Source organism: Allobosea sp. 10N428, assembly GCF_056394545.1.
Window position 1 is genome coordinate 1 of the sequence record NZ_JBFTIC010000004.1, and the last position, 22,755, is coordinate 22,755.

Below are 22,755 nucleotides of genomic sequence, written 5' to 3' on the forward strand. Positions count from 1 at the left end.
CGAGGGCCAGATCACCCGGCTCAAGCTCGTCAAACGCCAAATGTACGGCCGCGGCAAGATCGATCTTCTCCAAGCCCGTCTGATCGGCGCGCAATGACCCAAAGCGTCAGCAGAACTGCGTCAGACCCAAACTTGCACGCCGAAACACATACTGGCGCTTCCAGCCGATGACCGACGTCATCGCAGCCGGCCACGCCCGACTGCATCTCCTCACCCATCCGGAATGGTGGACTCCCGAACCGATGTCGCCATCCGAGCGCATCGACCGCGCGATCATGGGGCGTTCCCGGGCAGGGCGGCGCGATTACGACGCCCTGCTGGCGAAGGGTGGCCGCCGCAACGTGACCGGATAGCGTAGCCGGCGTCAGCCGGCGTATTTCCGCACATCCGGCACGAAATGCGCATGGCTCATCATGCACCGCATGATGGTCGGCTTGTTCACCTTCGTCCATTCGACAGTCCGGCGGATGCCTTCCTCATGCGGCACCTGCGCAACGAAGCCGAGCTTCTCGCGTGCCTTGTCGGTGGCCGCGAAGCGCTGGCCGGAGCGATCCCAGTCGCGTGCAGGCGTCAGCGCGATCGGCGTCGCGTTGCCGGTCGCCGCATTGATGCCTTCAGCGAGCTCGCGGATCGAGATCTCGGCGCCCGAACCGAGATTATAGATCTCGCCCGGCTCGCCCCGGAGGCCGCAGGCCATCAACCCGCGCGCCATGTCCTCGACGAAGATAAAGTCTCGGGTCGCAATGCCGCCGTTCTCGACCGGCAGGGCCTCTTTGTGCAGCGACTTCCAGATGAAGGTCGGGGTGACATTGCGCCAGACGGTCGCGGGCGTGCCGCGCCAGCGGCCGGCGCCCAGGATCTCGCCCGGGCCGTAGACGTTCTGGAAGCGCGCCTTGACGAAAGGCAGGCCGTGCCGGGTGAAATAGTAATTCCCGTACATCTCGCCGACCAGCTTCGAGATCGAATAGGGGCTGTCGTGGAAGAGCGAGACCTGGGCGTCCTCGGTCGTCGCCGTGGCGCCGTCGAAGGTCTTGGCGGCCACCGCGCAGCCGGCGGCGGAATAGACCACCTTCTTCAGCGACTTGATGTCCTTCAGCCGCTCCAACAGCTTCAGCGTGGTCAGCGTGTTGTTGTCGTGATCCATCAGCGGATCGTGGATCGACGACTGGTTCCCGTGGAAGCAGGCGAGGTGGTAGGCGTAGTCGAGGTCCTCGTCGAGCTCGGCGAGGATGCGATCGCTGGTGATCGGGCCGAAAACCAGCTTCACGGCCGGATCATCGGGAATATTGACCGGATCGGCCGAGAGGAAGTTGTCGACGATCGTCAGCTTGCGCGGCTTTTCGCTCAGGATCTGCCTGACGAGGTTGGAGCCGACGAAGCCGGCGCCGCCGACCACCAGCACGTTCTTGCCAGCGAAGCTTTCGGTCATGGGGAATATCCGTGCGGAAGAGGGGAAAGCGCGAGGCCGCTGATTGCCGATCAGGCCTTGGCCGGCGGTGCCTTGAGGTGGCTGTAGATCGCGGTGACGCCGTGAACGTCATACCAGGCCAGCATGCGCCGGATCGTCTGCTCGAAGGAGTAGCGCGGCCGCCAGCCAAAGGTTTCGATCGTCTTCGAGGGATCGAGCACGACCGCGGGTACGTCATCGGCGCCCGGCTCCACTTCCGGGACCGGCTCGCTGAGCGTGATGCCGAGATGGTCGACGACGATGTCGAAGATCTCCTTGATCGTGTGGCCGGTGCCGGTCGAGACGTTGAACACGCCGCTCGGCGCGCCCTCGGCCATGACGGCATCCATCACCGAGAAGAAATCGTCCATGTCGATGAAGTCGCGCACGGTCCTGGAGCAGAAGCAGCCCTTGCCGGCCTTCAGCCGTGTGTAGAAGGTCGGGATCGGGCCGATCGCCAGGCGTGGGCCGGTCACATTGGCGAGCCGCAGCGAGACAAAGGGCAGGCCGGAGACCGCGAGATAGTTCTCGCCGGCCTGTTTCGAGATGCCGTAGCTGGTGAAGGGGCGGGCCGGCGCATCCGCCGGGATCGGCAGCGCCTCAGGCCGGCCATAGCCGAGAGCGGTGTGGAAATTGACGAAGCGCTGCACGCCGGCGGCCTTGGCCGCCTCGACGACATGGATCGTCCCTTCGACATTGGTGCGCGTATCCTCGAGCCAGTCGTCCGGGTCCTTGTAGGCCGCGGCCGAATGGATGACGTGGCTCGGCCCGAACTCAGCGAACAGCCTGTCGATCAGGGCGCGGTCCTGAACCTTGCCCTCGACGACGGTCAGCCCCGGATGCGCCTCCGGCAGCGAGCCGCGCTGGCCCGTGGCGAAGTTGTCGATGATAAGCACCTCATGCCCGGCCTCGAGATAGCGCTCGGTCAGGTTCGAGCCGAGGCAGCCGGCGCCGCCAGTGAGCAGGATGCGCATCATCAGTCTCAGCCCTTGGCCGGCGTCTTGATGTCGGCGCGGGCTTCCTTGAGGTGGGTGTAGCCGCCGACGACGCCTTCCTTCTCCCAGCGTTCGACCGAGAGCCGCGCGATCTCGCCGAGCGGCGTGAAGGTCACGTCGCCGAAATCGGCGAAGGTGCGGGAGGGATCGAGCAGGATCGAGGGCGCATCGTCGGGGCCGAGCGGCTTGACCTCGGGCTCCGGATAGTCGTTGAGCTTCATCGCCTTCACGACGGCGTCATAGAGCTCCTTGATCGCAACATCCTTGCCGGACGAGAAGTGATAGGTGCCATTACCCTTGCCGTCGGCGGCCTGCACAACGACCTTGGCGAGATCGCCGGCGAAGCAGAAATCGCGCCGCGCCGGGGTCACAAAGCACTTCTTCCCCTCGGCCAGGCGGCCATAGAAGATCGGCAGCGGACCGGAAACGTTGCGCGGGCCGATGACGTTGGCGAGACGGAAGGTCACCCAGTCGACGCCCGAGAACTGCACATAGTGCTCGCCGGCGGTCTTCGAGATTGCGTAGCTGGAGTTCACTGGATTGATCGGATGGTCGAGCTGGATCGGCTGCTGCAGCGGCTTGGTGCCGTAGCACAGCGCGGTCTGGAAATAGATCAGCCGGCCGACTTTGTGGAGCTTGCAGCCCTTGGCGATGTTGGCGCCGCCGACCGCGTTGACGAACGCATCGGTCTCCCAATCCTCCGGATCCTTGTAGGACGCGGCAGTGTGGACGACGACATCCGGCTTGAAATCGGAGAAGAGCTGGTCGACCAGCTTCCAGTCGGTGATCGAGCCTTCGACCTGCGTCAGGCGCTCCTGATCGAGCAGGTTGTCGCGCCGGCCGGTCGAGAAGTTCTCAAGCGACATCACGGTGTCTCCGCGCGCCAGGAACATGTCCGCCGCCGTTGAGCCGACCTGACCGGAGCCACCCGTAATGAAAACCTTCATCGTCCTGTTCCCGTGATTGCTGAAGTTACTGGGCCGCGACCTGAGCGGGCTCGACCTCGTCGAGCATGCGCCGGTAGGTGGCGGCGCGGTCGTGGAAGATCTGCTGCCAGAGCTCGAGGCTGAGAAGGCCCCAGGTCTTGCGCGAGAAGCGTTCGGCCTTGTCGAAATTGGCGAGGATCGCGTCGGAATTGAAGAACTCGCGGTGACGGTTCTTCTGGGTCGCGAAGATATCCGCGACCATGTCCTTGAGCTCGCCCGAGAACCACTCCTTCAGCGGCACCGGGAAGCCCATCTTGTCACGCCGCTGCGCCAGTTCCTGCGGCAGATCGCCGGAGAAGGTCGACTTGATGAAGTGCTTCATCTGGCCGCCCTTGAACTTCAGGTCCGCAGGGATGGTCGCGGCGAACTCGACGACGGAGTGGTCGAGCAGCGGGACGCGCGATTCGAGCCCATGCGCCATCGACATCCGATCCTCGACCTGAAGCAGGGCAGGCAGCAGGCACTTGAAGTCGAAATGCGTCATCGAGTCGAAATAGGCTTCCTTCTTCACGTTCCGTTCGGAATTGAAGATCGCCTGGAAACGGGCGAAGACACCCGTGCGGTCGAGTGCCGACCAGTCGACCTCGTCCTGCATATCGGCGGAGCGATCGATAAGGCGGAAATAGCGCTCGTCCAGTGGGCCGAAGAGGCCCTTGGAGAAGAGCTGGCGGATCAGCGGCTTGTATTCCTGCAGCACCGTCAGATGCGGTATGATGGATTCCGGCGTCACGACGAAATTGCCGTTGCGTTGGGTCCCGTCGATCGACGCCTTCAGCGCCTGTTCGAGATAGGCGATCAGATAGCGCGCATAGCCGCCGAAGATTTCATCGCCGCCCTGGCCGCCGAGCACGACCTTGACGTGGCGGGCCGCCAGTTCCGAGACCATGTATTGCGGGAAGGAGCCGGGCCCGCCGACTGGGGTGTCGAGGTGGTAGAGCACCTTCTCGATATTTTTGCGGAAGTCGCCCGCCGTGATGTCGATCTGGTGCAGGTCGATGCCGCCGTCTCGGCAGGCCGCCTCGGCATAGGAGCTTTCGTCATAGCCCTCGAACTCGGTGAACTTGCCGTGGAAGCCGATGCGGCCCGAGGCATCCTCGCGGCCGGCGAGGATGCCGATCAGGCTGGAATCGATGCCGCCCGAGATATAGGCGCCGACGGGCACGTCCGAGCGCAGATGGACCTTGATCGAATCGGCCAGGCGGGCCCGCATCTCCTCGCCGAACCAGCGCGGCGTATGGTCCCAGTCGATGTCGTAATGGACATCCCAGTAGCGGAAGACCTTGACCTCGCCGCTCTCCACCGTCAGCGCGTGCCCGGGCAGCAGCGTATGGATGTGCTTGAACAGCGTGTTCTCGCCAATCGTGTATTGGAAGGTCATGTACTCGGCCAGCGCGTCCGGATCGGTCGCGATCTCCGGCAGAACCGGCAGCAGGGCCTTCATCTCCGAGGCGAAATAGAGCACGCCGTCGACGACGGCATAGTAAAACGGCTTGATGCCGAAGCGGTCACGCGCGGCGAAGAAGCGCTCTCCGTCCCACAGGCCGAAGGCGAACATCCCGCGCAGATGACTGAGACAGTCGATGCCCCATTTGGCATAGGCAGCCAGCACGGTCTCGGTGTCGGAAGACGAGCGGAAATCCCAGCCGCCCTTCAGCTCGGCCATCAGCTCGACATAGTTGTAAATCTCGCCGTTGAAGGTGATGACGGCGTCGCTATTGCCGACCATCGGCTGGTGGCCTGCAGGCGACAGGTCGATGATGGCGAGGCGGCGATGGGCCAAACCGACGCTTTGCGCATTATTGCTCCAGAAGCCATGCCCATCCGGACCGCGGTGTGCGATCAGATGGTTCATGGTCGCAAGTACGCGATCAAGCTTGGGAATAGGCTGGCTCGCGAGAGATATCGCTCCTGCTACTCCACACATCCGGATGCTTCCTGCTTTTTCAAAGGGCCGGCCTAAGCCTGGACCGCGTCACTGCCACATGCGGCTGTATCAAGGGAGCAACCTCTTGTCAGCTTCCTTTCAAAAGAGCGCGTCGTACGCTCGCAGCATCCGCATGCGCTCCTCTTCCCAAGAGAGATCTCGGGCCGCCTTTAGTGCGTTCTGCCTCATCTCGTCGATCTTGGTCCGCGTCAGCCCGTTAACTGCCGCGGCGATTACGTCGGGCGCCACTCCGTGAAATGTCTTGCCGTGGTTGTAGTGACGGACTAGCGCAGCCATTTCCGGCAAATCCGAGACGCACAGCGCCAAACCCGCCATCGTGTACTCAAAAAACTTATTCGGCAGTGCATATTCGTTATGAAGCGAATGCCCAGGCAGTGCGAACAGCCCGACGTCGAAAGCACTCGCTTCCTGTACCAGCCTCGTCATCGGGACGGGCGGAACGATCTCGACCCGGCCCCGTACATCGGCCTTGTCGATCTCGGCTTCAAGACTCTGGCGATAGTCGTCGCTGACCGGCCCGCGAATCGTGAAGTCGTATTCCGGACGCCAGAGCGCCACCGACCGGATGCACTCCTCCAAGCCGCGATGATGCCAGACCGCGCCGTGATAGAGCACCCGGATACGCTCTCCCGTCACTCGAGCGGGCACCTTCTGGTAGGAAGGCGTGCTACGGACCGTTTGCGGCTTCTGAGACAAGCGGTGAATCGCCTGAAGGCGCTCGGCGATCCCGGTCGAGACGGTAGTGACGACGGCGGCGTCGCGGATGAAGCGCCGTTCTGTCTCGAGGCGGATGGGCCGCTGAGTATAGCGCCACAATTTGCGCTCGTTGAACTCCTCGGCGGCAAATTCGTGCGTGTCGTAAACGTAGGGAACGCCTTGCTCGCGTGCGATCCGGGCGATGATCGGAAGAGACGTCCAGTCGTTACCCAGCCAAAGATCCGCCTTTTGACAACTGGCGAGCGCGTAAATGTCCCAAAATGTGCTGTTCAGCGTCCAGTATACGGTCTCGGCCAACCCCTTATCGAAGAAAACCCGAAGAAGCCGCAGGTTATAAGCGTCATCGTGACGATGCGCCCGCACGGCATACCGCTCAGCCAATGCAGCCGGGACCATGGCCAACCGACGAAGACCCGTCGTCTTATACCCCGTTTGCGGCATCGTTGGCGGGGTGGGCAATCGACGGGCATCTTCGGGCGTCTCGATAGACCAAGCCGGTGCGCGTTCGACTTTGCTCCGGAGACCAAAGGCCTTCACATCCCAGCCGAGATCGTGAAACGCATCCCCCTGTCGCCGGACGCGAGGGTCGTCCGCGATCGGAGAGATCGACACAAGGCCGACTACCGGCTTGCGCCCCAGTCGCTCAGCCAGCGCCCTCATACCGGGCAGTTCTTCGATGCCTTTATGGCGCGGGGGATGCGGAGCATTCATAATCAAATGCCCACACCGAAACGCTCGCCCCACATGCCAAGATTGACGATGCGCCACAAGGTGAAATCGAGCGGCCTTTTACCGTCGAGCATCTCATTGGCAAGTGCCCGGACGCCATCCGCGTTCATTAAACCGGGATAACGCGCCAACGTTGCTTCGATACCGTCCTCAATCAGGCCGCGCAGCGGCCCGCGGAACCAAATTTCCTCGGGTGTTGCGAAGCCGAGCTTGTCGCGCCGCTCCTTGACCGCCTCGGGAAGAATGCCATCCATGCCCCGTCGCAACACACGCTTGGTATCGCCGCCCACGATCTTGTGGTCATTGCCCAAAGCGAGATTGAACTCGACGAGTGGGTGATCGAGGAAAGGCACGCGTGCCTCGATCGAATGAGCCATAGAATTACGGTCCTCCCAATGCAGGAGCATAGAGAGATTGGAACCGTAGGTGAGCGTCAGGCAGAGCGTGCGAAGATCGGCGACATCTGGCAGACCCAGTTCGTCGCTCGCCAACTGGAATGCCGTGATCGGGTTTCCCTTTGCGCGCAACAAGTCCGTTCCGAGCCAATCATGCTGGGTCAACTGGCGATGCTTTTGGCGCAACACGCCCGCGAAACCACGCGGCAGCATTGGAACAACATACTGACGCAATTGATCCTGAATGGACGTTCCGTGATAGCGGTTTCGCTCTAAGATGGTGCGCCAAAGCTGCCCGAACTGCCGGCGCCTGGTCAAATCGGCCATGTAGTACGAGAAGCTGCCGTGGTAGCCCGCCAGTTGCTCGTCGGCTCCCTGTCCGTCGAGCATCACCTTGACGCCGACCCGCCTGGCTTCCTCGAACACACACCATTGCGCGAAAATCGAGGTCGAGCCGAAGGGCTCGTCCTGATGCCAGGTGATGTCGGACGCGCGCTGAAAGACATCCTCCGCCTTCGGAAAGATGAAATGCGGCTCGGTATGGGCATGCGCCACGACCGCGTCCATGAAAGGCTTCTCGTCAACGCTTTTCTCGGCATAGCAAGCCGATACGGTATTGACACGAGAGCCGCCCGTATCGGAGCCCATCATGCCCGACATCAGGCAAACGATCGCGGAGGAATCGAGCCCTCCGGACAGACAGGAACCGACCGGCACATCAGAGCGCAGGTGAAGCCTGACAGACTCGGTCAACAGCTCGCGGAAGCGCTCGGCCGCCTCCTGTTCGGAAATTGAGAGTTCACCGGCCGAAGCTGGATACCACCGGCGAAGATTTGTTACGAGAGCGCCCGAGCCGCTAGCATCGACCGCTATCGACTCACCGCCACGAACTTGCGTGACGCCTTCGAACATCGTCTCTGACGTGTGGTCGGATATACCGGACGATAGAAAATCATGCACCCGCGCAACATTCATCCGGCCCGAAGCAGCGGTCAGGCCGAGTAATTGCTTGATCTCGGAGGCGAAGGCGATGCCGCGCGGCGTCGCGACCAGATAAAGCGGCTTGATGCCGTACCGGTCGCGGGCTGCGAACAGCTTCTTGTCGCGGGCATCCCAGATCACGAAGGAAAACATCCCGCGCAGCCGTGGCAATGAATCCTCGCCCCAAAGCATATAGGCGCGCAGCAGCACTTCGGAATCCGACTCGGAGACGAAGACCTCGCCCTTCGCCCTCATCTCCTCGCGCAGTTCGATGTAGTTGTAGATCTCGCCATTGAAGACGAGCCAGTAGCGCTGCGAGACATCGCCCATCGGCTGCAGGCCGGCATCGGACACATCGATGATGGCGAGGCGGCGATGACCAAGCGCGACCGGCCCGGCGGGGCTGGGATAGGTTTCCCAGCCCCGCCCGTCCGGGCCGCGATGGGCAACAATGTCGATCCGTTGAGGGTCAGGCTCGAAACCGATTGACCCGAATATGCCACACATGAGCCAGCCTCGTCGGGGCGGTTTCGAGCAACCTCTGACCGCCGGCAAAAAGAATCTTGTGCTGCCTTATATTGGCGACATTTCCATTGGTCGAGACCGCCCATACTTTTCCGCTCCACCGCTCATTCGCAAGGCATCGATATATAAATATTCCATCGCTTAACTTCTATTAAAATTGAATAATATTTTTCTTTCGCGATATGAAAACAGACAACTTGATAATCTTTGCAAATTTAAAATCGATAAAACGTCCCATTTCTTTCGTGATCGCGCTAGCAAATACGGTGACTAAACGTGGCTTATCGTCCGTCCCCTGCCCTGGAACTGCCAACCAACCGCTACCAATTAAATGAACTGGACGCCTCGGCGGGCGGATCAACTTGAGGCCCGCCGCGCAGCGACGTCAGCTTCAGCATTCCCTTCTCAACGCGACGCTTGATTTCTCCGTCCCGATTTCGATGCCTGCCTCCTCTAGGGCGAGCTTGATGCCCCGCAGATTGTTATGCGTTGGCACGCGCCTGCCTTTCTCGAAGTCACGGATGGTCGAGAGGCCGAGATGGGCGGCCTCGGCGAGATCTTGCTGGCTCCAATCGAGGAGCGCACGGGCGGCACGGCACTGAGCTGGTGTGATCATGGCGACGGCATAGCTCAATCAACGCTTTTCGTCGACTGTCGACCTTTCCAGTTGACTGGTAGGCCCATAGGAAGGGAACCGTCCGTCACCGACGATTTTCGTCGCTGGAGGACGATGATGACCCTGATCCTGGAGTTCGAGCACAAGTTCATTTTCTACAAGACCGGTATCTTGCGCTACGCCATGCGGCAGGCCCGGATGCGGCGTCGCACGGCACAGGGCCGCGCTGATCGGCGCCAGCTTTTGTCACTGTCGCTCAGGCGCGGATGGGCTGAAGCCAAGGCCCAGCTCGCGGCGCTTCAACGACTGCAGGCTCTTGCGCCAGAAGGCCGCGATGAGCGCTTCCAACAAGCTCCTCCTGACGCGCCGCAGGTCGCCAGCCGCCACGATGCCCGGCGGACTCACATGCGCATGGATGTCGAGACGGTCGCGCGGCCGGGGGGCGCATCAATCGCCCTCGCCAGCCGCCAGCTGCATTGAGGGCTGGCCATGCACCGCACTCCTCCCTCTCCTCTCATCGTGACCTCACGGTCGCTACCCAGCGGAATGGCCGTTGAGCCTCTGCCCTCAACGTCTCGGCTCAGCCCAGCCGAGCTCGCCCAAGCCTACAGAGCCTGGCGGTTCGGCCCGGGTCGCGCCGTGTCTCGCTACCATCTCCCCAGCAGGGTCGAGCAATGACCAGCGCAGCGCGCCATCGGCGCCCCTCCACAGGCACGCGACTCACCGAGTTGCGCCCTGCCCCCACAATCACCCCGTTGGGCTTGTTGAGTTCCGCGCTCGACCGCGGCGCCGATGAGCATGTCTTGGCGCAGTTGATTGGCCTGCACGAGCGCACGCGCCAAGACGAGGCACGGCGCGCCTTTGAGGCCGCGCTGACAGCCGCCAAAGCCGAACTCCCGGTGATCGCGAAGACCCAGATCGCCAGTATCGGAGCAAAGCACTACCGCCATGAGGACCTGGCCGAGATCGCCCGCGCGGTCGGGCCGGTCCTGGCGCGCCACGGGCTGGCCTACCGCTTCCGCTCGAACAGTGACGGCGAGAGGGCGACCATCACCTGCGTGATCTCGCACCGTGACGGTCATAACGAGGAGAACAGTCTTAGCGCTGGCGCCGATCACAGCGGCGAGAAGAACGCGATCCAGGCGATCGGATCGACGCTGACCTATCTGCAGCGGATGACGCTGAAGGCGGCGCTGGGTCTGGCCGCTGCGGATGATGATGACGGCAAGGCCGCCGGAACCGGCCAGACCATCACCCGCCAGCAGACCCGGGAACTCCTCGCGCTGATCGACGAGGTCGGCGGCGAACGCGAGGCCCTGCTGCGCTTCTTCAAGATCAACGCCTTTGCCGAACTTCCAGCACGCCGCTTCCGGCAGGCGCTGGTGATGCTCAACGACAAGAAGGGACGGGCCTGACCATGCTCGAGATCATTACCTGCACACAAGGCTCACCTGAGTGGCTGCAAGCGCGCCTCGGCATCCCAACCGCCTCCGAGTTCGCTTCGATCCTGACCAAGGGACGCGGCGGCACTGAGAGCCGGACCCGGCAGACCTACCTCTACAAGCTCGCCGGTGAGCGACTAACCGGCGAGGTGATGGAGAGCTTCACCTCTGCGCATATGGAGCGCGGCAAGCTGATGGAGGAGGAAGCGCGCAGCGCCTATAGCTTCGTCACCGGCCTGGATTGCGAGACCGTCGGATTCTTGCGCCGCGGGCAAGCCGGCGCCTCGCCTGATGCGCTGATCGGCAAGGACGGCCTGCTCGAGATCAAGACCAAGCTGCCGCATCTCCTGATCGAAGCCTTGCTCAAAGGCGAGTTCCCGCCCGAGCACAAGGCGCAGTGCCAGGGGCAACTCTGGATCGCCGAGCGCGAATGGATCGATCTCGCGATCTATTGGCCGGGTTTGCCGATCATGATCACGCGGGCTCACCGCGACGAAGCGTTCATCGCCGAACTCAGCACGGCTGTCACACAGTTCAACGAGGAGCTCGATCGAACCGTCGCACAGGTTGCCGCCTACGGTCAGATGGAGGCGGCGTGATGAGCGGGCGCCGCGAGTTCAGCCGGTCCCAGAAAGTCGCAATGCTCAAGCGCGCCATGGACTCGCGCGGCTGCATCCGCTGCGAGGGCTGCGGCCTCAATGTCTCCGGCAAGGTCGTCGAGTTCGACCATGTCATCCCGGAAGCCCTCATCCTCGATAAGACGCGAGAGCTTTCGATCGACGACGGTCGTGTTCTCGGCCGTGACTGCTGTCATCGCGCACCAGGTGCAAAAACCGCTCGCGACCTGGCCGCCATCGCCGAGGCCAAACGACGCGAAGCCCGCCATCTCGGGATCAAACCGATTGCTTCGCGCGGGTTCAATCGGGCCCCGCCGCAAATGAGGGCCTCCCGCCCGCTCGCCAAGCCAGCGATCTGGCGCCGCGACGATCACTGATCCCGATATTTCCAAGGAGCTCGCTTCCGTGTTCTCTCCTGCTCTCTGTCGACATCCCGGCCGCCGTCGCTGGCCTTCCCTCGTCACCGCCATCATGCTGGCCAATGCCGTCAGCGCCTGTACCTCTCGTACCATCATGCGCTTCGACCGATTCGACGGCCGTAGCGATGCCGGTGCGGCCGCGCAGTTCCAGCAGGATGATGCCATCTGCAAGGGCGAGGTCGCCAAGGCCCAGGCCATGGCGGCCCCGATCTATTCGGGTCGCAGCCTCGCTGACGCGATGGAAGCCGGCATGCTCGAAGGCCAACGCAACCAGGCGCTCAGCCGGATCATGGTCGGCTGCATGGCCGGCCGCGGCTACAGCATGACACCTGTGACGGTTAAGCCCTAAGCAACGACGGGATCGCGCCCGCCTGACGGGCGGGCACGGCCCTGGGGTCGCACGATGCGCTGGGGACGCTCGCGGATGGTCGGGGTCTTCGCCGTCAGATACTTAAGGGCCTGGCTCGTCGCATCAACCTGGTCATCGTTACGCGCGAGCGGGAAGGCCAGGAGCTCACCGAGATAGTCGGCGAGCCAGCTGGCCTCGCGCGGCAGGAACACCTGCCCCGCCTCGAAGCGGGCTGCCTGCGCCATCAGTCGCGCCTGCTTATCGAACCGCGGCGCCTGCAGCCGCGGATGCAGCGTACCCGTGCGATGCAGGTCCTGCGACAACGCCCGTCCAAGTTCGGTATCCTCGATCAGCGTTGCGTCAACCGCATGGTTCCGCGAAAGCTCGATCATCTTACGGCGCAGCTCCGGCGCCTCCCAGCGACCGCGGACGACGTCAACGAGATAATAGGTCTGCCCGACCGCGCCCCAGATCATGCCGACCGACCAGTCGGAATGTTCGGCCTTGGTCGAGGCGGTGTCCCAGGACGCAACTTTCAGGTCGAACTCCGCCGGCCGCTCATCGTAATAATGCAGCCAATCGCGTTTGATGATCTGCCCTTCGGCCGGCAGCGGGTTCTGCTGGTACTGCGCCGAGAAGTTCAATGATCCGAGATTGCGCTTGATCGCCTCGAGGTCCGCAAAAGTATCTCGACCAGCATGCATAATCTCCCCCCGGCGGCGTTGATACAGCGCCCTCTTCCCCTCACCGGTCCGATAGGAGCAATCCTCCGGCGCGATAGCGGGGATTGAGAGAACCTCCCAATCCTCCTTCTCCAGGACATGCCCGACCAGGTCATCCTCGTGCAGGCGTTGCATCACAATCACGATGGCGCCGTTCTTACGGTCGTTCAGACGGGAGTAAAGGGTACCATCATAAAAGGCTTGGACCCGACGTCGGGCCGCAGCCGACAACGCAGCCTCAAGTCCGTTGATCGGATCATCGATGACAATCAGATCGGCGCCGCGCCCCAACACCGAACCGCCAATCGACGAGGCGTAACGATAGCCCTGTTCCGTGGTCCGGATCTCCTGGCCTCGATTGGCCTTGATCGCGAAGTCCGGGAAGGCGCGGCGATACCAATCGGAGGTCACCACGCTGCGGAAGGCCGCAGCGTGGGTCAGCGAGAGCTCCTGGGCGTAGCTGATTGCCATGATCCGCTTACGCGGATCATGGCCCATCAGCCAGGCGGTGAAGGCGATCGTCACACAGATCGACTTGGCCGAGCGCGGCGGCACATTGATGATCAGCCGCTTGCACTCCCCACCCCAGATCCGCATCAGCTGATAGGCGATCGCCTCAATATGCCAGTTGTGCTGATAGGCCGTGCCCGGCTCCAGCGTCAGGAAGCAATGCTCGATGAAGCTTGCCAGATCGCGACGCAGAGCGGTGGTGATGATATCGTCGTCAGTCATCACCGCCTCCCTTCGCTTTCTTGAGCTCACGCGCGATGAAGCGCGAGAGCAAAGCTTCCCGCTCCTCATCACTCAGCGGCGACTCCGCGTCGGTCTTGTTGTCGTTGAGGCCATCATCCTTCAGGAGCAGCTTCATCGCGTTCAGGTTGCCATCGAAGCTCATGGCGAGGAGCTTTTGATAGAGAGCCTCGCGCGCCGTCACCTTCACCCGCTTGCCGCCGATGGTCATCGGCACCAGGCGGGACAGGACCATCTCGCGATAGTCCTGCTTGGCCTGTTCAGGTGTCCCCTTACGGCGGCCCGAGGGGTTGCCGCTCCGTCCCTTCTGGAACCGGGTGTGCAGCGGCGGCTTCTTGTGACCTACAGCCGGGGGAGCTTTTTCACGCGACATGGCCCCCTCCAACGCTCTCGTCCGACGCCGCGTGAGCGCTGCCATCGCGCCCGCGCTGTGCCGCCATCTCCGCGAAGGTCAGCCCGGTCCCGGCGTGGCGCGCCTCGTCCTTGAACAGCGTCTCCCAGCGCCGGATCGCGCCGTCGACATAGAGCGGATCGAACTCCATGACGTAGCCGCGGCGTTTGGTCTTGGCCGCCGCGATCAGGGTCGTGCCCGAGCCGCTGAAGCTGTCGAGGATGATGCCATTCGTCTTCGAGCAATCTTTGATCGCGTCCATCACCATGGCGCAGGGCTTGACGGTCGGATGGCTCGCCAGCTCCGCCATCCGGCCCTTGCGGAAGCCGTTCACGCCCGCATAGCTCCACAGGGTGGTGCGATAGCGGCCGTGCTTGCCAAGCTCGATGTTGTTGATGTGCGACGCCTTGCCCTTCTTCCACAGCGTGATCAACTCGGTCTGGCTCCGGTAGAGCGAACCCATCCCGGCATTGGCCTTGGCCCAGGTGATCACCGACTTGAGCTCGTCGAAGACGCCATAGCCGGCGTTCAGCATCTCGTGCAGGTGCGGGCCATCGATGCAGCTATAGATCAGCGCACCCTCCTGCGACGCCTCCGCGATCCGAGCAAAGACCTCGTGCAGGAAGCCGGTGAACTCGAGCTTGCTCATCTCGCCCGAGGCCATCGCGAACTCGCGGTGCTTGGTCCGCCCGAGACCACCGACATGGCCGTTCACCTTCAAATTGTAAGGAGGATCCGTGAACACCATCTGGGCGAGCTCACCGCCCAACAGCGTCTGGTAATCCTCGGGAACGCGCGCATCGCCGCACAGGATGCGGTGCTCGCCCAGGAGCCAGAGATCGCCCCGCTGCGTCACTGCGACCTCCTGCAGCTCAGGCAGCGCGTCCGCCGGATCAGCCTTCACCGGGACCGGCGCGTTGCCGTCGAGGATCACGTCGATCTGCGCCGTCTCGAAGCCGGTGATCTCAACCTCGAAGTCAAGATCGATCAGTTCGCCGAGCTCCAGCTTCAGGATCTCGTCGTCCCAGCCGGACAGCTCCGCCAAACGGTTATCCGTGATCCGCAGCGCCCGGATCTGCTGAGGACCGAGGTGACCGATCGAGATCACCGGGACCGTCGGCAAGCCGAGCAGCTTCGCCGCCTCGTAGCGACCATGCCCAGCGACGATTTCGCCAGCCGTCGTCGCCAGAATCGGCGACACAAAACCAAATGCTTTGATGCTCTCGGCGATCAGGTGAATCTGCTTCTTCGAGTGCGTGCGCGCGTTGCGCGCCGACGGCACCAGCTCGTTCAGGTCCCGCTCGCTCACCTGCGGCGCGAAACTCGCGATCGCGCGTTCCAGGGCAGGGTCTTTGATGGTGGGCGGGATATCAGACTGGACGCGGCGGCGAACACGCGCCTGCGGCTTGGGGGGATCATGCGGGGAATTCATGATGCGACGTCTTTCTCTCGAAAGAGGTCGACCACCAGGGGCTAGACCATCACACCATCCAAGGACCGACGTCCATGGCTGTTACCCCTGACAATCGAAGAACCTGCGATCCCCACCGCAGCTTCCTCAACGTGGCACAAGCCCGAGACGATCGCCTCGGCAAAATGCTCACGACGATTCGCGAGCTGCTCAGCACTACTGCACCGGCACTCGCGTGTAAAGGACCACAATCCCATCACATAGGAACATATGGACACTGTCTTTGTCAACTCGGCCAGCGACCCGTACGTCTCGCCGTCAAACCGGCATTGATCGCAGCCTTCCGCAGACCGCGACATCCCTGATCGAGCCGCCACAACCCCTGCTAATTGAAGGCGAACTCCCTGCTCGCAAAACAACGGCTGAGCCCCAAAATGCCATTCCTCCAGACGCTTAAGGCGCAGACAACGTCTATTCGATCCTCCTCACAGCTCCGAACTCCCTGATAACTCCCTGCTACCAGGGAACAGCGACCGCGGCAGCAACTCGCGAACTGCGCCTTCCCGCGCGCTGTTACGCCTTTGCGACCTATGCCAGATTGTCGCCTCGCCGCCCTAAAAAAGGCAGCCCCGCGACCATTTCCCCTGGGACCGCCATGCCCGATACCGCCTCCACCGACCGCCGCCTGATCGGCAGCTTCGATTACGTCGTGATCGGGGCGGGCTCGGCCGGCTGCGTCGTCGCCAACCGGCTGGCGGCCGACCCGGAGACCAAGACCCTGGTGCTCGAAGCCGGCGGCCTGGATGACTGGATCTGGTTCCACATCCCGGTCGGCTACCTCTTCGCGATCGGCAATCCCCGCGCCGACTGGCTGTTCCAGACCGAGCCGCAGGCCGGGCTCGGCGGGCGGACGCTGGCCTATCCGCGCGGCAAGGTGGTCGGCGGCTCCTCCGCGATCAACGCCATGGTCTATATGCGTGGCCAGGCCGCCGATTACGACGGCTGGCGCCAGCGCGGCCTTTCCGGCTGGGGCTGGGACGACGTGCTGCCCTATTTCCTTGCGCATGAGGACCATATCGCGCCGCCGCCCGGCGGGCTGCACAAGGCCGGCGGGGAATGGCGCGTCGAGCATCCGCGCGTGCGCTGGGCGATCCTCGATGCGATCCGCGATGCGGCGGAAGCCGCCGGCATCGCCAAGATCCCGGATTTCAACACCGGCGACAATGAAGGCTCCTCCTACTTCCAGGTGAACCAGCGGCGCGGACGGCGGCTCAGCGCCTATCGCGCCTTCCTGAAGCCGCTGCTCGAGCAGAAGGAGCGCCATAACCTCCGACTCGAGACCCGCGTCCATGTCGAGCGCATCGTCTTCGAGGATGGCAGGGCCAAGGCGGTCGAATTCACCCATGGGCTGGGCACGCCGAGCGAGGAAAAACTCCGGGTCGAGGTCAATGGCGAGGTCGTGCTCTCAGCCGGCGCCGTCGCCTCCCCGCTCCTGCTCGAACGCTCCGGCATCGGCGGCGGCGCGCGATTGCAGAACCTCGGCATCGAGACGCTGGTCGATGCACCCAGCGTCGGCGAGAACCTGCAGGACCATCTCCAGATCCGGCCGGTCTACAAGGTCCAGGGCGTCAAGACGCTGAACAGCGACTATGCCAGGCTCTGGCGCCGGCCGCTGATGGCACTGGAATGGGCGGCTTTGCGCACTGGCCCGCTCACCATGGCCCCGTCGCAGGTCGGCGCCTTCGCGAAATCTTCGCAGCAATACGCGACGGCGAACCTGCAATATCATTTCCAGCCGCTCTCGCTCGACAGCTGGGGTTCGGGACTCCACCCGTTCGACGCCTTCACGGCCAGCGTCTGCAATCTCAGGCCGACCAGCCGCGGCAGCGTGCATCTGCGCTCGGCCGATCCACGCGATGCTCCGGTGATCTCGCCGAACTATTTCGACACCGAGGAGGATCGACAGGTCGCGGTCGACGCGATGAAGCTGACGCGCCGCATCGTGGCGCAGACGCCGCTCGCCCGCTTCCGGCCCGAGGAATACATGCCGGGCGAAGCGGTCCAGTCGGACGACGCCTTGCTCGACGCCGCCGCCAAGCTGGGGACAACGATCTTCCATCCGGTCGGCACGGCGCGGATGGGCAGCAACGATGATCCGGGCGCAGTTCTCGACGAGCGGCTGCGCGTGCGCGGTGTTTCGGGCCTGCGCGTCATCGACGCCTCGGTGATGCCGGCGATCACATCCGGTAACACCGCCAATCCGACGATGATGATCGCCGAGAAGGGCGTAGCGATGCTCAAGGAAGACGCACGCCGGTAGGGGTTGTCGCGCCGGGCGGCATGGAATTGCCGCAAATCCCGGCCTATGAATCGGTTGCGATGACCGAAGATCTTCCGCCCCCATCAGCACCGGAGCGTGGCCCGCTTACACGTGGCTTGCTCGCGGTCCTGCGCGCCGTCATCACCGTCTTCGTCGTCCTCGACGAGCTCCTGCGGCCGCTCTACCGGCCGCTGCTGCGCCGGCTCGCGGAATTGCGCGTCATGCGCCGGCTCGAGGAGAGCGTCGCCGCCCTGCCGCCGCCGCTCGTCCTGCTGGCGCTGGCGGTCCCCTTCGCTATTGCCGAGCCGCTGAAGCTCTTCGGCCTCGTGCTGTTTGCGCGCGGGCAGTTCTGGCCCGGGCTGGTGGTCACCGCCTTCGCGCATCTGATGAGCTTCGTCTTCGTCGAGCGCATCTATCACGCCGGCCGCGAGAAACTGCTGCGCTATCGCTGGTTCGCCTGGATCATGGGACAGGTGGTGCGCGTGCGCGACAGCGTGCTTGCCCGGGTCAGGGCTACGGCTGCCTATGGCCTGGCGATGCGGACACGCGATGCCGTGCGCCACTGGTGGCGCACGATGCTGGCCTAAGTCTTTTTTGCCGCATTTTCTTCACGCGAACCGGTGTCCACTTCGCTCGAAAATGCTCTAGCGGCTGCGCGCCAGCAGGAAAAGCGCGCCGGCGGCAAGCGCCGAGAAGGCGATCAGCAGCAGTGTCGAGAGCATGACGCCGCCGCGCTCCAGCGAGACGGCGAAGACGAGCGGCGCCGCCGCCTTGATGACGAGGCCCGGCGCCGAGAGCTTGCCCATGGTTGCGCCAAAGCCAACCGGGCCGAAGAGCTGGAGCGGGACGGTGCCGCGCACGATCGAGCTCAGCCCCATGCTGATGCCGAAGGCGATGGCGAAGAGCCCGGCGACGACCGGAAGCGAACCGCCGACAAGGAGCAGAGCGAGACCGAGCGGCATCAGACAGCCTGAGACCCAGGCCGTCGTGACTGGCGAGACGGCGCGGCCGAACAGCATCTCGACAAGGCGACCTGCGACCTGCGACGGCCCGAGCATCGCGCCGATGCCGACCGCGACGGCCGCGCTGAGCCCGAAGCCCTGGAGCAGCGCGAGCATATGCACCGCCATAGCCGAGACGACGAAGCCCTGGAGCGAGAAGGCCAGCGCCAGCAGCAGGAAGGCGCGGCGGCGCGCATCGCCATGGAGATAAGCCAGCTCCGGCTCCTGCGGGGCCGGCGTAGCCGCATCCATGGCCTGCGCGACGACCGGCCGCTTCACCCGCCCGGGCAGGAAAAACAGGTGCAGGGGCAGGCAAACCAGGAACTGCGAGAGGCCGTAGAGCCGGTAGACGCCGCGCCAGTCGAACATCCCGAGCAGGCTCGAGGTCAGCGGCCAGAACAGGGTCGAGGCGAAGCCGCCGATCAGGGTGAGCTGGCTGATGGCGCGGCGCGCCTGGCTGCCGCGCGCCTGCGTCAGCGCAGCGAAGGCAGCGTCGTAGAACACAGCGGTGGTCACCGCCTGCAGGGCAACCATCGCAAGCGTATAGCTGACGATGCCGCGCGCCTCGGCCAAGGCGAAGAGCGAGAGGCCAGCCAGCGCGGAGCCGATCGTCATCACCAGCCGCGTACCGTAGCGGTCGATCAGGCCGCCAGTGACGGGGGCGACGGCGCCGCCCAGCAAAAGGCCGATCGCGAAGCCGCCGAAGGTCCATTCCGGCGCCCAGCCGAAATCGGCGGTCATGCGCGGCGCCAGCACGGTGAAGGCATAGAACAGCGTACCGTAGCCGAAGACCTGCGTCACGCCGAGCGCGGGGATCAGCGAAGGGCCGCCCGGCCGGAGGAATCTGGGCGAAGCCATCGCCGCCACCTGCTGTCGCTCAGACGATCTGGTTGCGCAGGTTCGCTTCGCCGCGTTCGAGGCGACCCAGATTGTCCAGGAGGATATCCACCACATTGCCTTCATAGGCGCGGGTCTCGCCGGCGCTGTGCGGGGTGACGATGACCTGCGGCATGCGCCAGAACGGCGAGACCGGCGGCAGCGGCTCCTCATGGAAACAGTCGAGCCCGGCCCCCGCGATGCCGCTGTTGCCGAGCGCATCGAGCAAGGCCATCTCGTCGACGACGCGGCCGCGCGCGACATTGATCAGGAAAGCGCTCGGCTTCATCGCGCCGAGGATGCGGGCATCGATCAGCCCCTCCGTCTCTGGCGTCAGCGGGCAGGTCAGCGCGACGAAATCGGCCTGTGCCACCGCTTCCGCGAGCTTGCTCGGATGGATGACGGCCTCGACATGCGGTTGCGCCTCGGCGCTTCGGCGCACGCCGATGACGCGCATGTCGAAGGCGGCCGCCAATTTCGCCAGCCGCAGGCCGATGCGGCCGAGCCCGACGACGACCAGCGTCTTGCCGCCGAGCTCGTCCTCGCGCAGCGCCCTGTCGCCGATCATCGGGCGCCAGAACTGCTTCGCCTGGTTGTCCCGGGCAAAATGGATCTGGCGGGTCAGCGCCAGGATCAGCGACATCGCATGCTCGGCGACGGCCCGCTCATTGCTGCCCTGGGCGCTGGCGAGGCGAATGCCGGCGGCGCCGATCGCGGGTTTGTCGAACTGGTCGGTGCCGGCGCTGATCGACTGGATGAAACGCAGCTTCGGCAATCGCGGCAGCAGGTCGTTGCGCCAGAGCCCGGAGACGACGAGCACATCGGCTTCCGGGGCCCGCTCGCGCAGGTCGTCGAGGCTGTTGACCTCGAAGCTTTTCGCGGCGCGGCCGCGCGTCAGGAACTCGTCCCGAAGCTGATAGGCGGCATGGGCGAAGCCGATCGTCAGTTCGCCTTCCGGCGGCAGGAATGCCATGCGTTGTCTCTCCCCGATTCCTTTTCGATGGACGTTAGCGGGCGCGCCCGCTCCTGTCCCCGCACTGGCCGCATGCAAGCTTCACGCTGATGGCGATGCTCAGGGGACAGCGACGCTGAGCGCCGCGTGCAGGCGCGACCAGGAAAGCTCGTCGCCCGGCAGGCCGAAACGCAGGCGATCCGGCGCATTCTGGAAGCGGCGAACATAGATGCCGTGGCGGCCGAGGCGGGCGAAGAGCGCCGCCGCTTTCGGCGTTTCGAGGAGGCGGAACAGGGTGGTTCCTCCGATGACGCGCCCATGCGGCGCCAGCAGGGCATCGAGAAGCGCGGCATCCTGCGCCCGTTCCCGGCCGGTCCCGGCGAGCCAATCGGCATCGGACAGCGCCTGTGCGCCGACATGGAGCGCCGGGCCGGCAACCGACCAGGGACCGAGCGCCGCCTTGAGCCGCGCCATCGGCTCGGGCGCGCCGATGGCGAAACCGAGTCGCAGCCCGGCAAGGCCATAGGTCTTGCCGAAGGAGCGCAGCACGATCGTGCCATCAGGCAAACCCGGCACGATGCTGGCTTCGGGCGTGAAATCGGCGAAGGCCTCATCGATGACGAGGAGGCCGGCGCGGGCGGCGCAATGCGCGGCAAGGCTCGTGATCTCGGCCAGCGACAGCACGCGCCCATCGGGATTGTTCGGGTTGACCACGACAATGGTCGCGGCCGCCTCGGCAGGCGTAGCGGTTTCGCTGACGGCATAGCCCGCCTTGCGCCAGGCATGGCCGTGCTCGGCATAGGTGGGGCCCAGAATCGTGACGGGGCCGGCCGGCGCGAGGCGCGGCAGCAATTCGATCAGGATCTGCGTGCCGGGCGCCGCCACGATGTCTGCGTGAGCCGGAACGCGATAGGCCTCGCGGGCAGCCGCAATCAACGCCGCCTCGTCATCGGCGCCCGGCAGGCGCGTCCAGAGGCTTAACGGCAGCGCCGGAAGCGGATAGGGGATCGGGTTGATCCCGGTGGAGAGATCGACCCAGGGCTGCGGCGCATCCGGAAAGAGCGCGCGGGCCGTGGCGAGATCGCCGCCATGCCAGATACCGTCCTCAGCCACGACCCTGCCCGCGCCCCGCATGAACCTCTCCGCCAGCCTGCCGCTGCTCGTGCTCGCGCTTACGATCGAGGCGGCCCTCGGCTATCCCGAGCGCTTCTATGCCGCAATCGGCCATCCCGTCACCTGGATCGGGCGCGTGATCGGCATGCTCGACCGGGCCCTCAACCGCGAGGCTTCGTCCTTCATCACACGCAAGGCCATGGGCCTGCTGGCGCTAGCGCTGTTGCTCGCCGTCACCATCGCATTGTCGGCATTGGTCCAGCGCCTGTGCCTGTTCTTCGGGCCGCTCGGTCTCATCCCGCTCGCGCTGATCGCCTCCACGCTGATCGCGCAGCGCAGCCTCTACGAGCATGTCGCGCGTGTTGCCGAAGGGCTGGAGCAGGATGGGCTGGAGGGCGGCCGCACGGCCGTTTCGATGATCGTCGGGCGCAATCCGCAGAGTTTGGACGAGGCGGGGGTGGCCCGCGCCGCGATCGAGAGCCTGGCGGAGAATTTCTCGGACGGCATCGTCGCGCCGGCCTTCTGGCTCGGCGTTGGCGGGCTGCCGGGCATCACCGCCTACAAGGCGATCAATACGGCCGATTCGATGATCGGCCACCGCACGCCGCGCCATATCGCCTTCGGCTGGGCCGCTGCGCGCCTCGACGACCTCGTCAATCTCCCGGCTTCGCGGCTGACCGCGCTGCTGCTGGTTGCCTCGGCCGCACTCGACAGGACGATGGACGCCGGCGGCGCCTGGCGGGCTGTCCGGCGCGATGCCGGCAAGCATCGTTCGCCCAATGCCGGCTGGCCGGAGGCGGCCATGGCGGGGGCGCTGGGCCTGCGTCTCGCCGGGCCGCGTGTCTACGGCCAGACCCGCATCGACGATCATTGGATGGGCGATGGCCGGGCCGAGGGAACGGCGGCCGACATCCGCCGCGCGCTTGCGCTCTACCGGCGCGCTTGCGGCCTGCTTTGGGGGGTGGCGACGCTGCTGGCGACTGCCGCGCTGCTCTGACGCCCGCCCGTCATTCTCGGGCGGAGCGGAGCGCAGACCCGAGAATCTCTTGAGATGCT

At 64.4% G+C, this 22,755-nt stretch carries 22 protein-coding genes; 9 read left to right on the forward strand and 13 right to left on the reverse strand.

All coding sequences use genetic code 11. The features are described from left to right. The first annotated feature begins 167 nt into the window (after nt 1-167). Complete coding sequence (locus AC1DDA_RS14075; protein ID WP_476796195.1) at nt 168-353, forward strand: hypothetical protein; 186 nt, start codon at nt 168-170, stop codon at nt 351-353. Between the two features lie 11 nt (nt 354-364). On the opposite strand, the gene AC1DDA_RS14080 is transcribed toward AC1DDA_RS14075, so the two are convergent. The 7 genes from AC1DDA_RS14080 to AC1DDA_RS14110 all read right to left on the reverse strand — a co-directional run bounded on the left by AC1DDA_RS14080 (nt 365) and on the right by AC1DDA_RS14110 (nt 9,354). Beyond that, on the reverse strand, nt 365-1,429 hold the full coding sequence (locus AC1DDA_RS14080; RefSeq protein ID WP_476796196.1) for an NAD-dependent epimerase/dehydratase family protein: 1,065 nt from the start codon (nt 1,427-1,429) through the stop codon (nt 365-367). Between the two features lie 50 nt (nt 1,430-1,479). After that, entirely contained in the window at nt 1,480-2,421 is a 942-nt protein-coding gene (locus AC1DDA_RS14085; RefSeq protein ID WP_476796197.1) for an NAD-dependent epimerase/dehydratase family protein, read from the reverse strand. Between the two features lie 8 nt (nt 2,422-2,429). After that, nucleotides 2,430-3,389: an NAD-dependent epimerase/dehydratase family protein gene (locus AC1DDA_RS14090; RefSeq protein ID WP_476796198.1), complete on the reverse strand. Its 960-nt coding sequence runs from the start codon at nt 3,387-3,389 to the stop codon at nt 2,430-2,432. A 25-nt stretch (nt 3,390-3,414) separates the two neighbouring features. Then, nucleotides 3,415-5,352, reverse strand: coding sequence for an asparagine synthase (glutamine-hydrolyzing) (gene asnB, locus AC1DDA_RS14095; protein WP_476796199.1), 1,938 nt, complete (start codon nt 5,350-5,352; stop codon nt 3,415-3,417). Nucleotides 5,353-5,451: 99 nt separating this feature from the next. Next, a complete protein-coding gene (locus AC1DDA_RS14100) occupies nt 5,452-6,801 on the reverse strand; it encodes a glycosyltransferase (RefSeq protein ID WP_476796200.1) in 1,350 nt (449 codons plus the stop codon). A 2-nt stretch (nt 6,802-6,803) separates the two neighbouring features. After that, nucleotides 6,804-8,702: an asparagine synthase (glutamine-hydrolyzing) gene (gene asnB, locus AC1DDA_RS14105; protein ID WP_476796201.1), complete on the reverse strand. Its 1,899-nt coding sequence runs from the start codon at nt 8,700-8,702 to the stop codon at nt 6,804-6,806. 409 nt (nt 8,703-9,111) lie between these two features. Beyond that, nucleotides 9,112-9,354 (reverse strand): helix-turn-helix domain-containing protein, encoded by a 243-nt coding sequence (locus tag AC1DDA_RS14110; protein ID WP_476796202.1) that lies wholly within the window; start codon nt 9,352-9,354, stop codon nt 9,112-9,114. A 99-nt stretch (nt 9,355-9,453) separates the two neighbouring features. Here AC1DDA_RS14110 and AC1DDA_RS14115 point away from each other — a divergent pair, with 99 nt between their 5' ends. The 5 genes from AC1DDA_RS14115 to AC1DDA_RS14135 all read left to right on the forward strand — a co-directional run bounded on the left by AC1DDA_RS14115 (nt 9,454) and on the right by AC1DDA_RS14135 (nt 12,163). After that, complete coding sequence (locus tag AC1DDA_RS14115) at nt 9,454-9,816, forward strand: hypothetical protein (protein WP_476796203.1); 363 nt, start codon at nt 9,454-9,456, stop codon at nt 9,814-9,816. Between the two features lie 194 nt (nt 9,817-10,010). Continuing rightward, nucleotides 10,011-10,751 (forward strand): ERF family protein, encoded by a 741-nt coding sequence (locus tag AC1DDA_RS14120; protein ID WP_476796204.1) that lies wholly within the window; start codon nt 10,011-10,013, stop codon nt 10,749-10,751. A gap of 2 nt (nt 10,752-10,753) precedes the next feature. Further along, nucleotides 10,754-11,377, forward strand: coding sequence for a lambda exonuclease family protein (locus AC1DDA_RS14125; RefSeq protein ID WP_476796205.1), 624 nt, complete (start codon nt 10,754-10,756; stop codon nt 11,375-11,377). Between the two features lie 41 nt (nt 11,378-11,418). Then, nucleotides 11,419-11,772, forward strand: coding sequence for a hypothetical protein (locus tag AC1DDA_RS14130; RefSeq protein WP_476796206.1), 354 nt, complete (start codon nt 11,419-11,421; stop codon nt 11,770-11,772). A gap of 28 nt (nt 11,773-11,800) precedes the next feature. Continuing rightward, nucleotides 11,801-12,163 carry a hypothetical protein gene (locus tag AC1DDA_RS14135; protein ID WP_476796207.1) on the forward strand — a complete coding sequence of 121 codons (363 nt, stop codon included), beginning with the start codon at nt 11,801-11,803 and terminating at the stop codon, nt 12,161-12,163. Here the strand turns inward: AC1DDA_RS14135 and terL are convergent. From terL to AC1DDA_RS14150, 3 genes are read right to left on the reverse strand one after another with little or no spacing between them, the layout of a single operon-like run. Beyond that, complete coding sequence (gene terL / locus AC1DDA_RS14140; protein ID WP_476796208.1) at nt 12,160-13,617, reverse strand: phage terminase large subunit; 1,458 nt, start codon at nt 13,615-13,617, stop codon at nt 12,160-12,162. The genes AC1DDA_RS14135 and terL overlap by 4 nt on opposite strands. Beyond that, nucleotides 13,610-14,020 carry a DUF5681 domain-containing protein gene (locus AC1DDA_RS14145; protein ID WP_476796209.1) on the reverse strand — a complete coding sequence of 137 codons (411 nt, stop codon included), beginning with the start codon at nt 14,018-14,020 and terminating at the stop codon, nt 13,610-13,612. Before AC1DDA_RS14145 ends, terL begins: the two co-directional genes overlap by 8 nt. After that, nucleotides 13,998-15,458, reverse strand: coding sequence for a site-specific DNA-methyltransferase (locus AC1DDA_RS14150; RefSeq protein WP_476796210.1), 1,461 nt, complete (start codon nt 15,456-15,458; stop codon nt 13,998-14,000). The genes AC1DDA_RS14145 and AC1DDA_RS14150 overlap by 23 nt, the downstream gene beginning before the upstream one ends. Nucleotides 15,459-16,092: 634 nt before the next feature. Between AC1DDA_RS14150 and AC1DDA_RS14155 the strand changes: the two genes are divergently transcribed. Beyond that, nucleotides 16,093-17,757: a GMC family oxidoreductase gene (locus AC1DDA_RS14155; RefSeq protein WP_476796211.1), complete on the forward strand. Its 1,665-nt coding sequence runs from the start codon at nt 16,093-16,095 to the stop codon at nt 17,755-17,757. Nucleotides 17,758-17,816: 59 nt separating this feature from the next. Then, the gene (locus AC1DDA_RS14160; protein ID WP_142114615.1) at nt 17,817-18,344 is read left to right on the forward strand and encodes a hypothetical protein; all 528 of its coding nucleotides are present in this window, start codon (nt 17,817-17,819) and stop codon (nt 18,342-18,344) included. 57 nt (nt 18,345-18,401) lie between these two features. Here AC1DDA_RS14160 and AC1DDA_RS14165 read toward each other — a convergent pair whose 3' ends face one another. From AC1DDA_RS14165 to cobD, 3 genes are all read right to left on the reverse strand, one after another. Further along, nucleotides 18,402-19,616 (reverse strand): MFS transporter, encoded by a 1,215-nt coding sequence (locus tag AC1DDA_RS14165; protein ID WP_185745182.1) that lies wholly within the window; start codon nt 19,614-19,616, stop codon nt 18,402-18,404. A gap of 19 nt (nt 19,617-19,635) precedes the next feature. Continuing rightward, nucleotides 19,636-20,607, reverse strand: a complete 972-nt coding sequence (locus AC1DDA_RS14170; protein ID WP_142114613.1) for a D-2-hydroxyacid dehydrogenase — start codon at nt 20,605-20,607, stop codon at nt 19,636-19,638. Nucleotides 20,608-20,706: 99 nt separating this feature from the next. Beyond that, nucleotides 20,707-21,720, reverse strand: a complete 1,014-nt coding sequence (gene cobD, locus AC1DDA_RS14175; protein ID WP_476796212.1) for a threonine-phosphate decarboxylase CobD — start codon at nt 21,718-21,720, stop codon at nt 20,707-20,709. Between cobD and cbiB the strand changes: the two genes are divergently transcribed. After that, nucleotides 21,719-22,696 (forward strand): adenosylcobinamide-phosphate synthase CbiB, encoded by a 978-nt coding sequence (cbiB, locus tag AC1DDA_RS14180; protein ID WP_476796213.1) that lies wholly within the window; start codon nt 21,719-21,721, stop codon nt 22,694-22,696. The two genes, cobD and cbiB, sit on opposite strands and share 2 nt — an antisense overlap. Nucleotides 22,697-22,755 lie beyond the last annotated feature (59 nt).

Coding starts and splice junctions, on each gene's coding strand:
- AC1DDA_RS14165 (WP_185745182.1), bottom strand. CDS start 19,616: ATGGCTTCGCCCAGATTCCTCCGGCCGGGCGGCCCTTCGCTGATCCCC.
- asnB (WP_476796201.1), bottom strand. CDS start 8,702: ATGTGTGGCATATTCGGGTCAATCGGTTTCGAGCCTGACCCTCAACGG.
- AC1DDA_RS14080 (WP_476796196.1), bottom strand. CDS start 1,429: ATGACCGAAAGCTTCGCTGGCAAGAACGTGCTGGTGGTCGGCGGCGCC.
- cbiB (WP_476796213.1), top strand. CDS start 21,719: ATGAACCTCTCCGCCAGCCTGCCGCTGCTCGTGCTCGCGCTTACGATC.
- cobD (WP_476796212.1), bottom strand. CDS start 21,720: ATGCGGGGCGCGGGCAGGGTCGTGGCTGAGGACGGTATCTGGCATGGC.
- AC1DDA_RS14125 (WP_476796205.1), top strand. CDS start 10,754: ATGCTCGAGATCATTACCTGCACACAAGGCTCACCTGAGTGGCTGCAA.
- AC1DDA_RS14100 (WP_476796200.1), bottom strand. CDS start 6,801: ATGAATGCTCCGCATCCCCCGCGCCATAAAGGCATCGAAGAACTGCCC.
- AC1DDA_RS14090 (WP_476796198.1), bottom strand. CDS start 3,389: ATGAAGGTTTTCATTACGGGTGGCTCCGGTCAGGTCGGCTCAACGGCG.
- terL (WP_476796208.1), bottom strand. CDS start 13,617: ATGACTGACGACGATATCATCACCACCGCTCTGCGTCGCGATCTGGCA.
- AC1DDA_RS14120 (WP_476796204.1), top strand. CDS start 10,011: ATGACCAGCGCAGCGCGCCATCGGCGCCCCTCCACAGGCACGCGACTC.
- AC1DDA_RS14075 (WP_476796195.1), top strand. CDS start 168: ATGACCGACGTCATCGCAGCCGGCCACGCCCGACTGCATCTCCTCACC.
- AC1DDA_RS14130 (WP_476796206.1), top strand. CDS start 11,419: ATGCTCAAGCGCGCCATGGACTCGCGCGGCTGCATCCGCTGCGAGGGC.
- AC1DDA_RS14150 (WP_476796210.1), bottom strand. CDS start 15,458: ATGAATTCCCCGCATGATCCCCCCAAGCCGCAGGCGCGTGTTCGCCGC.
- AC1DDA_RS14115 (WP_476796203.1), top strand. CDS start 9,454: ATGACCCTGATCCTGGAGTTCGAGCACAAGTTCATTTTCTACAAGACC.
- AC1DDA_RS14155 (WP_476796211.1), top strand. CDS start 16,093: ATGCCCGATACCGCCTCCACCGACCGCCGCCTGATCGGCAGCTTCGAT.
- asnB (WP_476796199.1), bottom strand. CDS start 5,352: ATGTGTGGAGTAGCAGGAGCGATATCTCTCGCGAGCCAGCCTATTCCC.
- AC1DDA_RS14170 (WP_142114613.1), bottom strand. CDS start 20,607: ATGGCATTCCTGCCGCCGGAAGGCGAACTGACGATCGGCTTCGCCCAT.
- AC1DDA_RS14160 (WP_142114615.1), top strand. CDS start 17,817: ATGACCGAAGATCTTCCGCCCCCATCAGCACCGGAGCGTGGCCCGCTT.
- AC1DDA_RS14085 (WP_476796197.1), bottom strand. CDS start 2,421: ATGCGCATCCTGCTCACTGGCGGCGCCGGCTGCCTCGGCTCGAACCTG.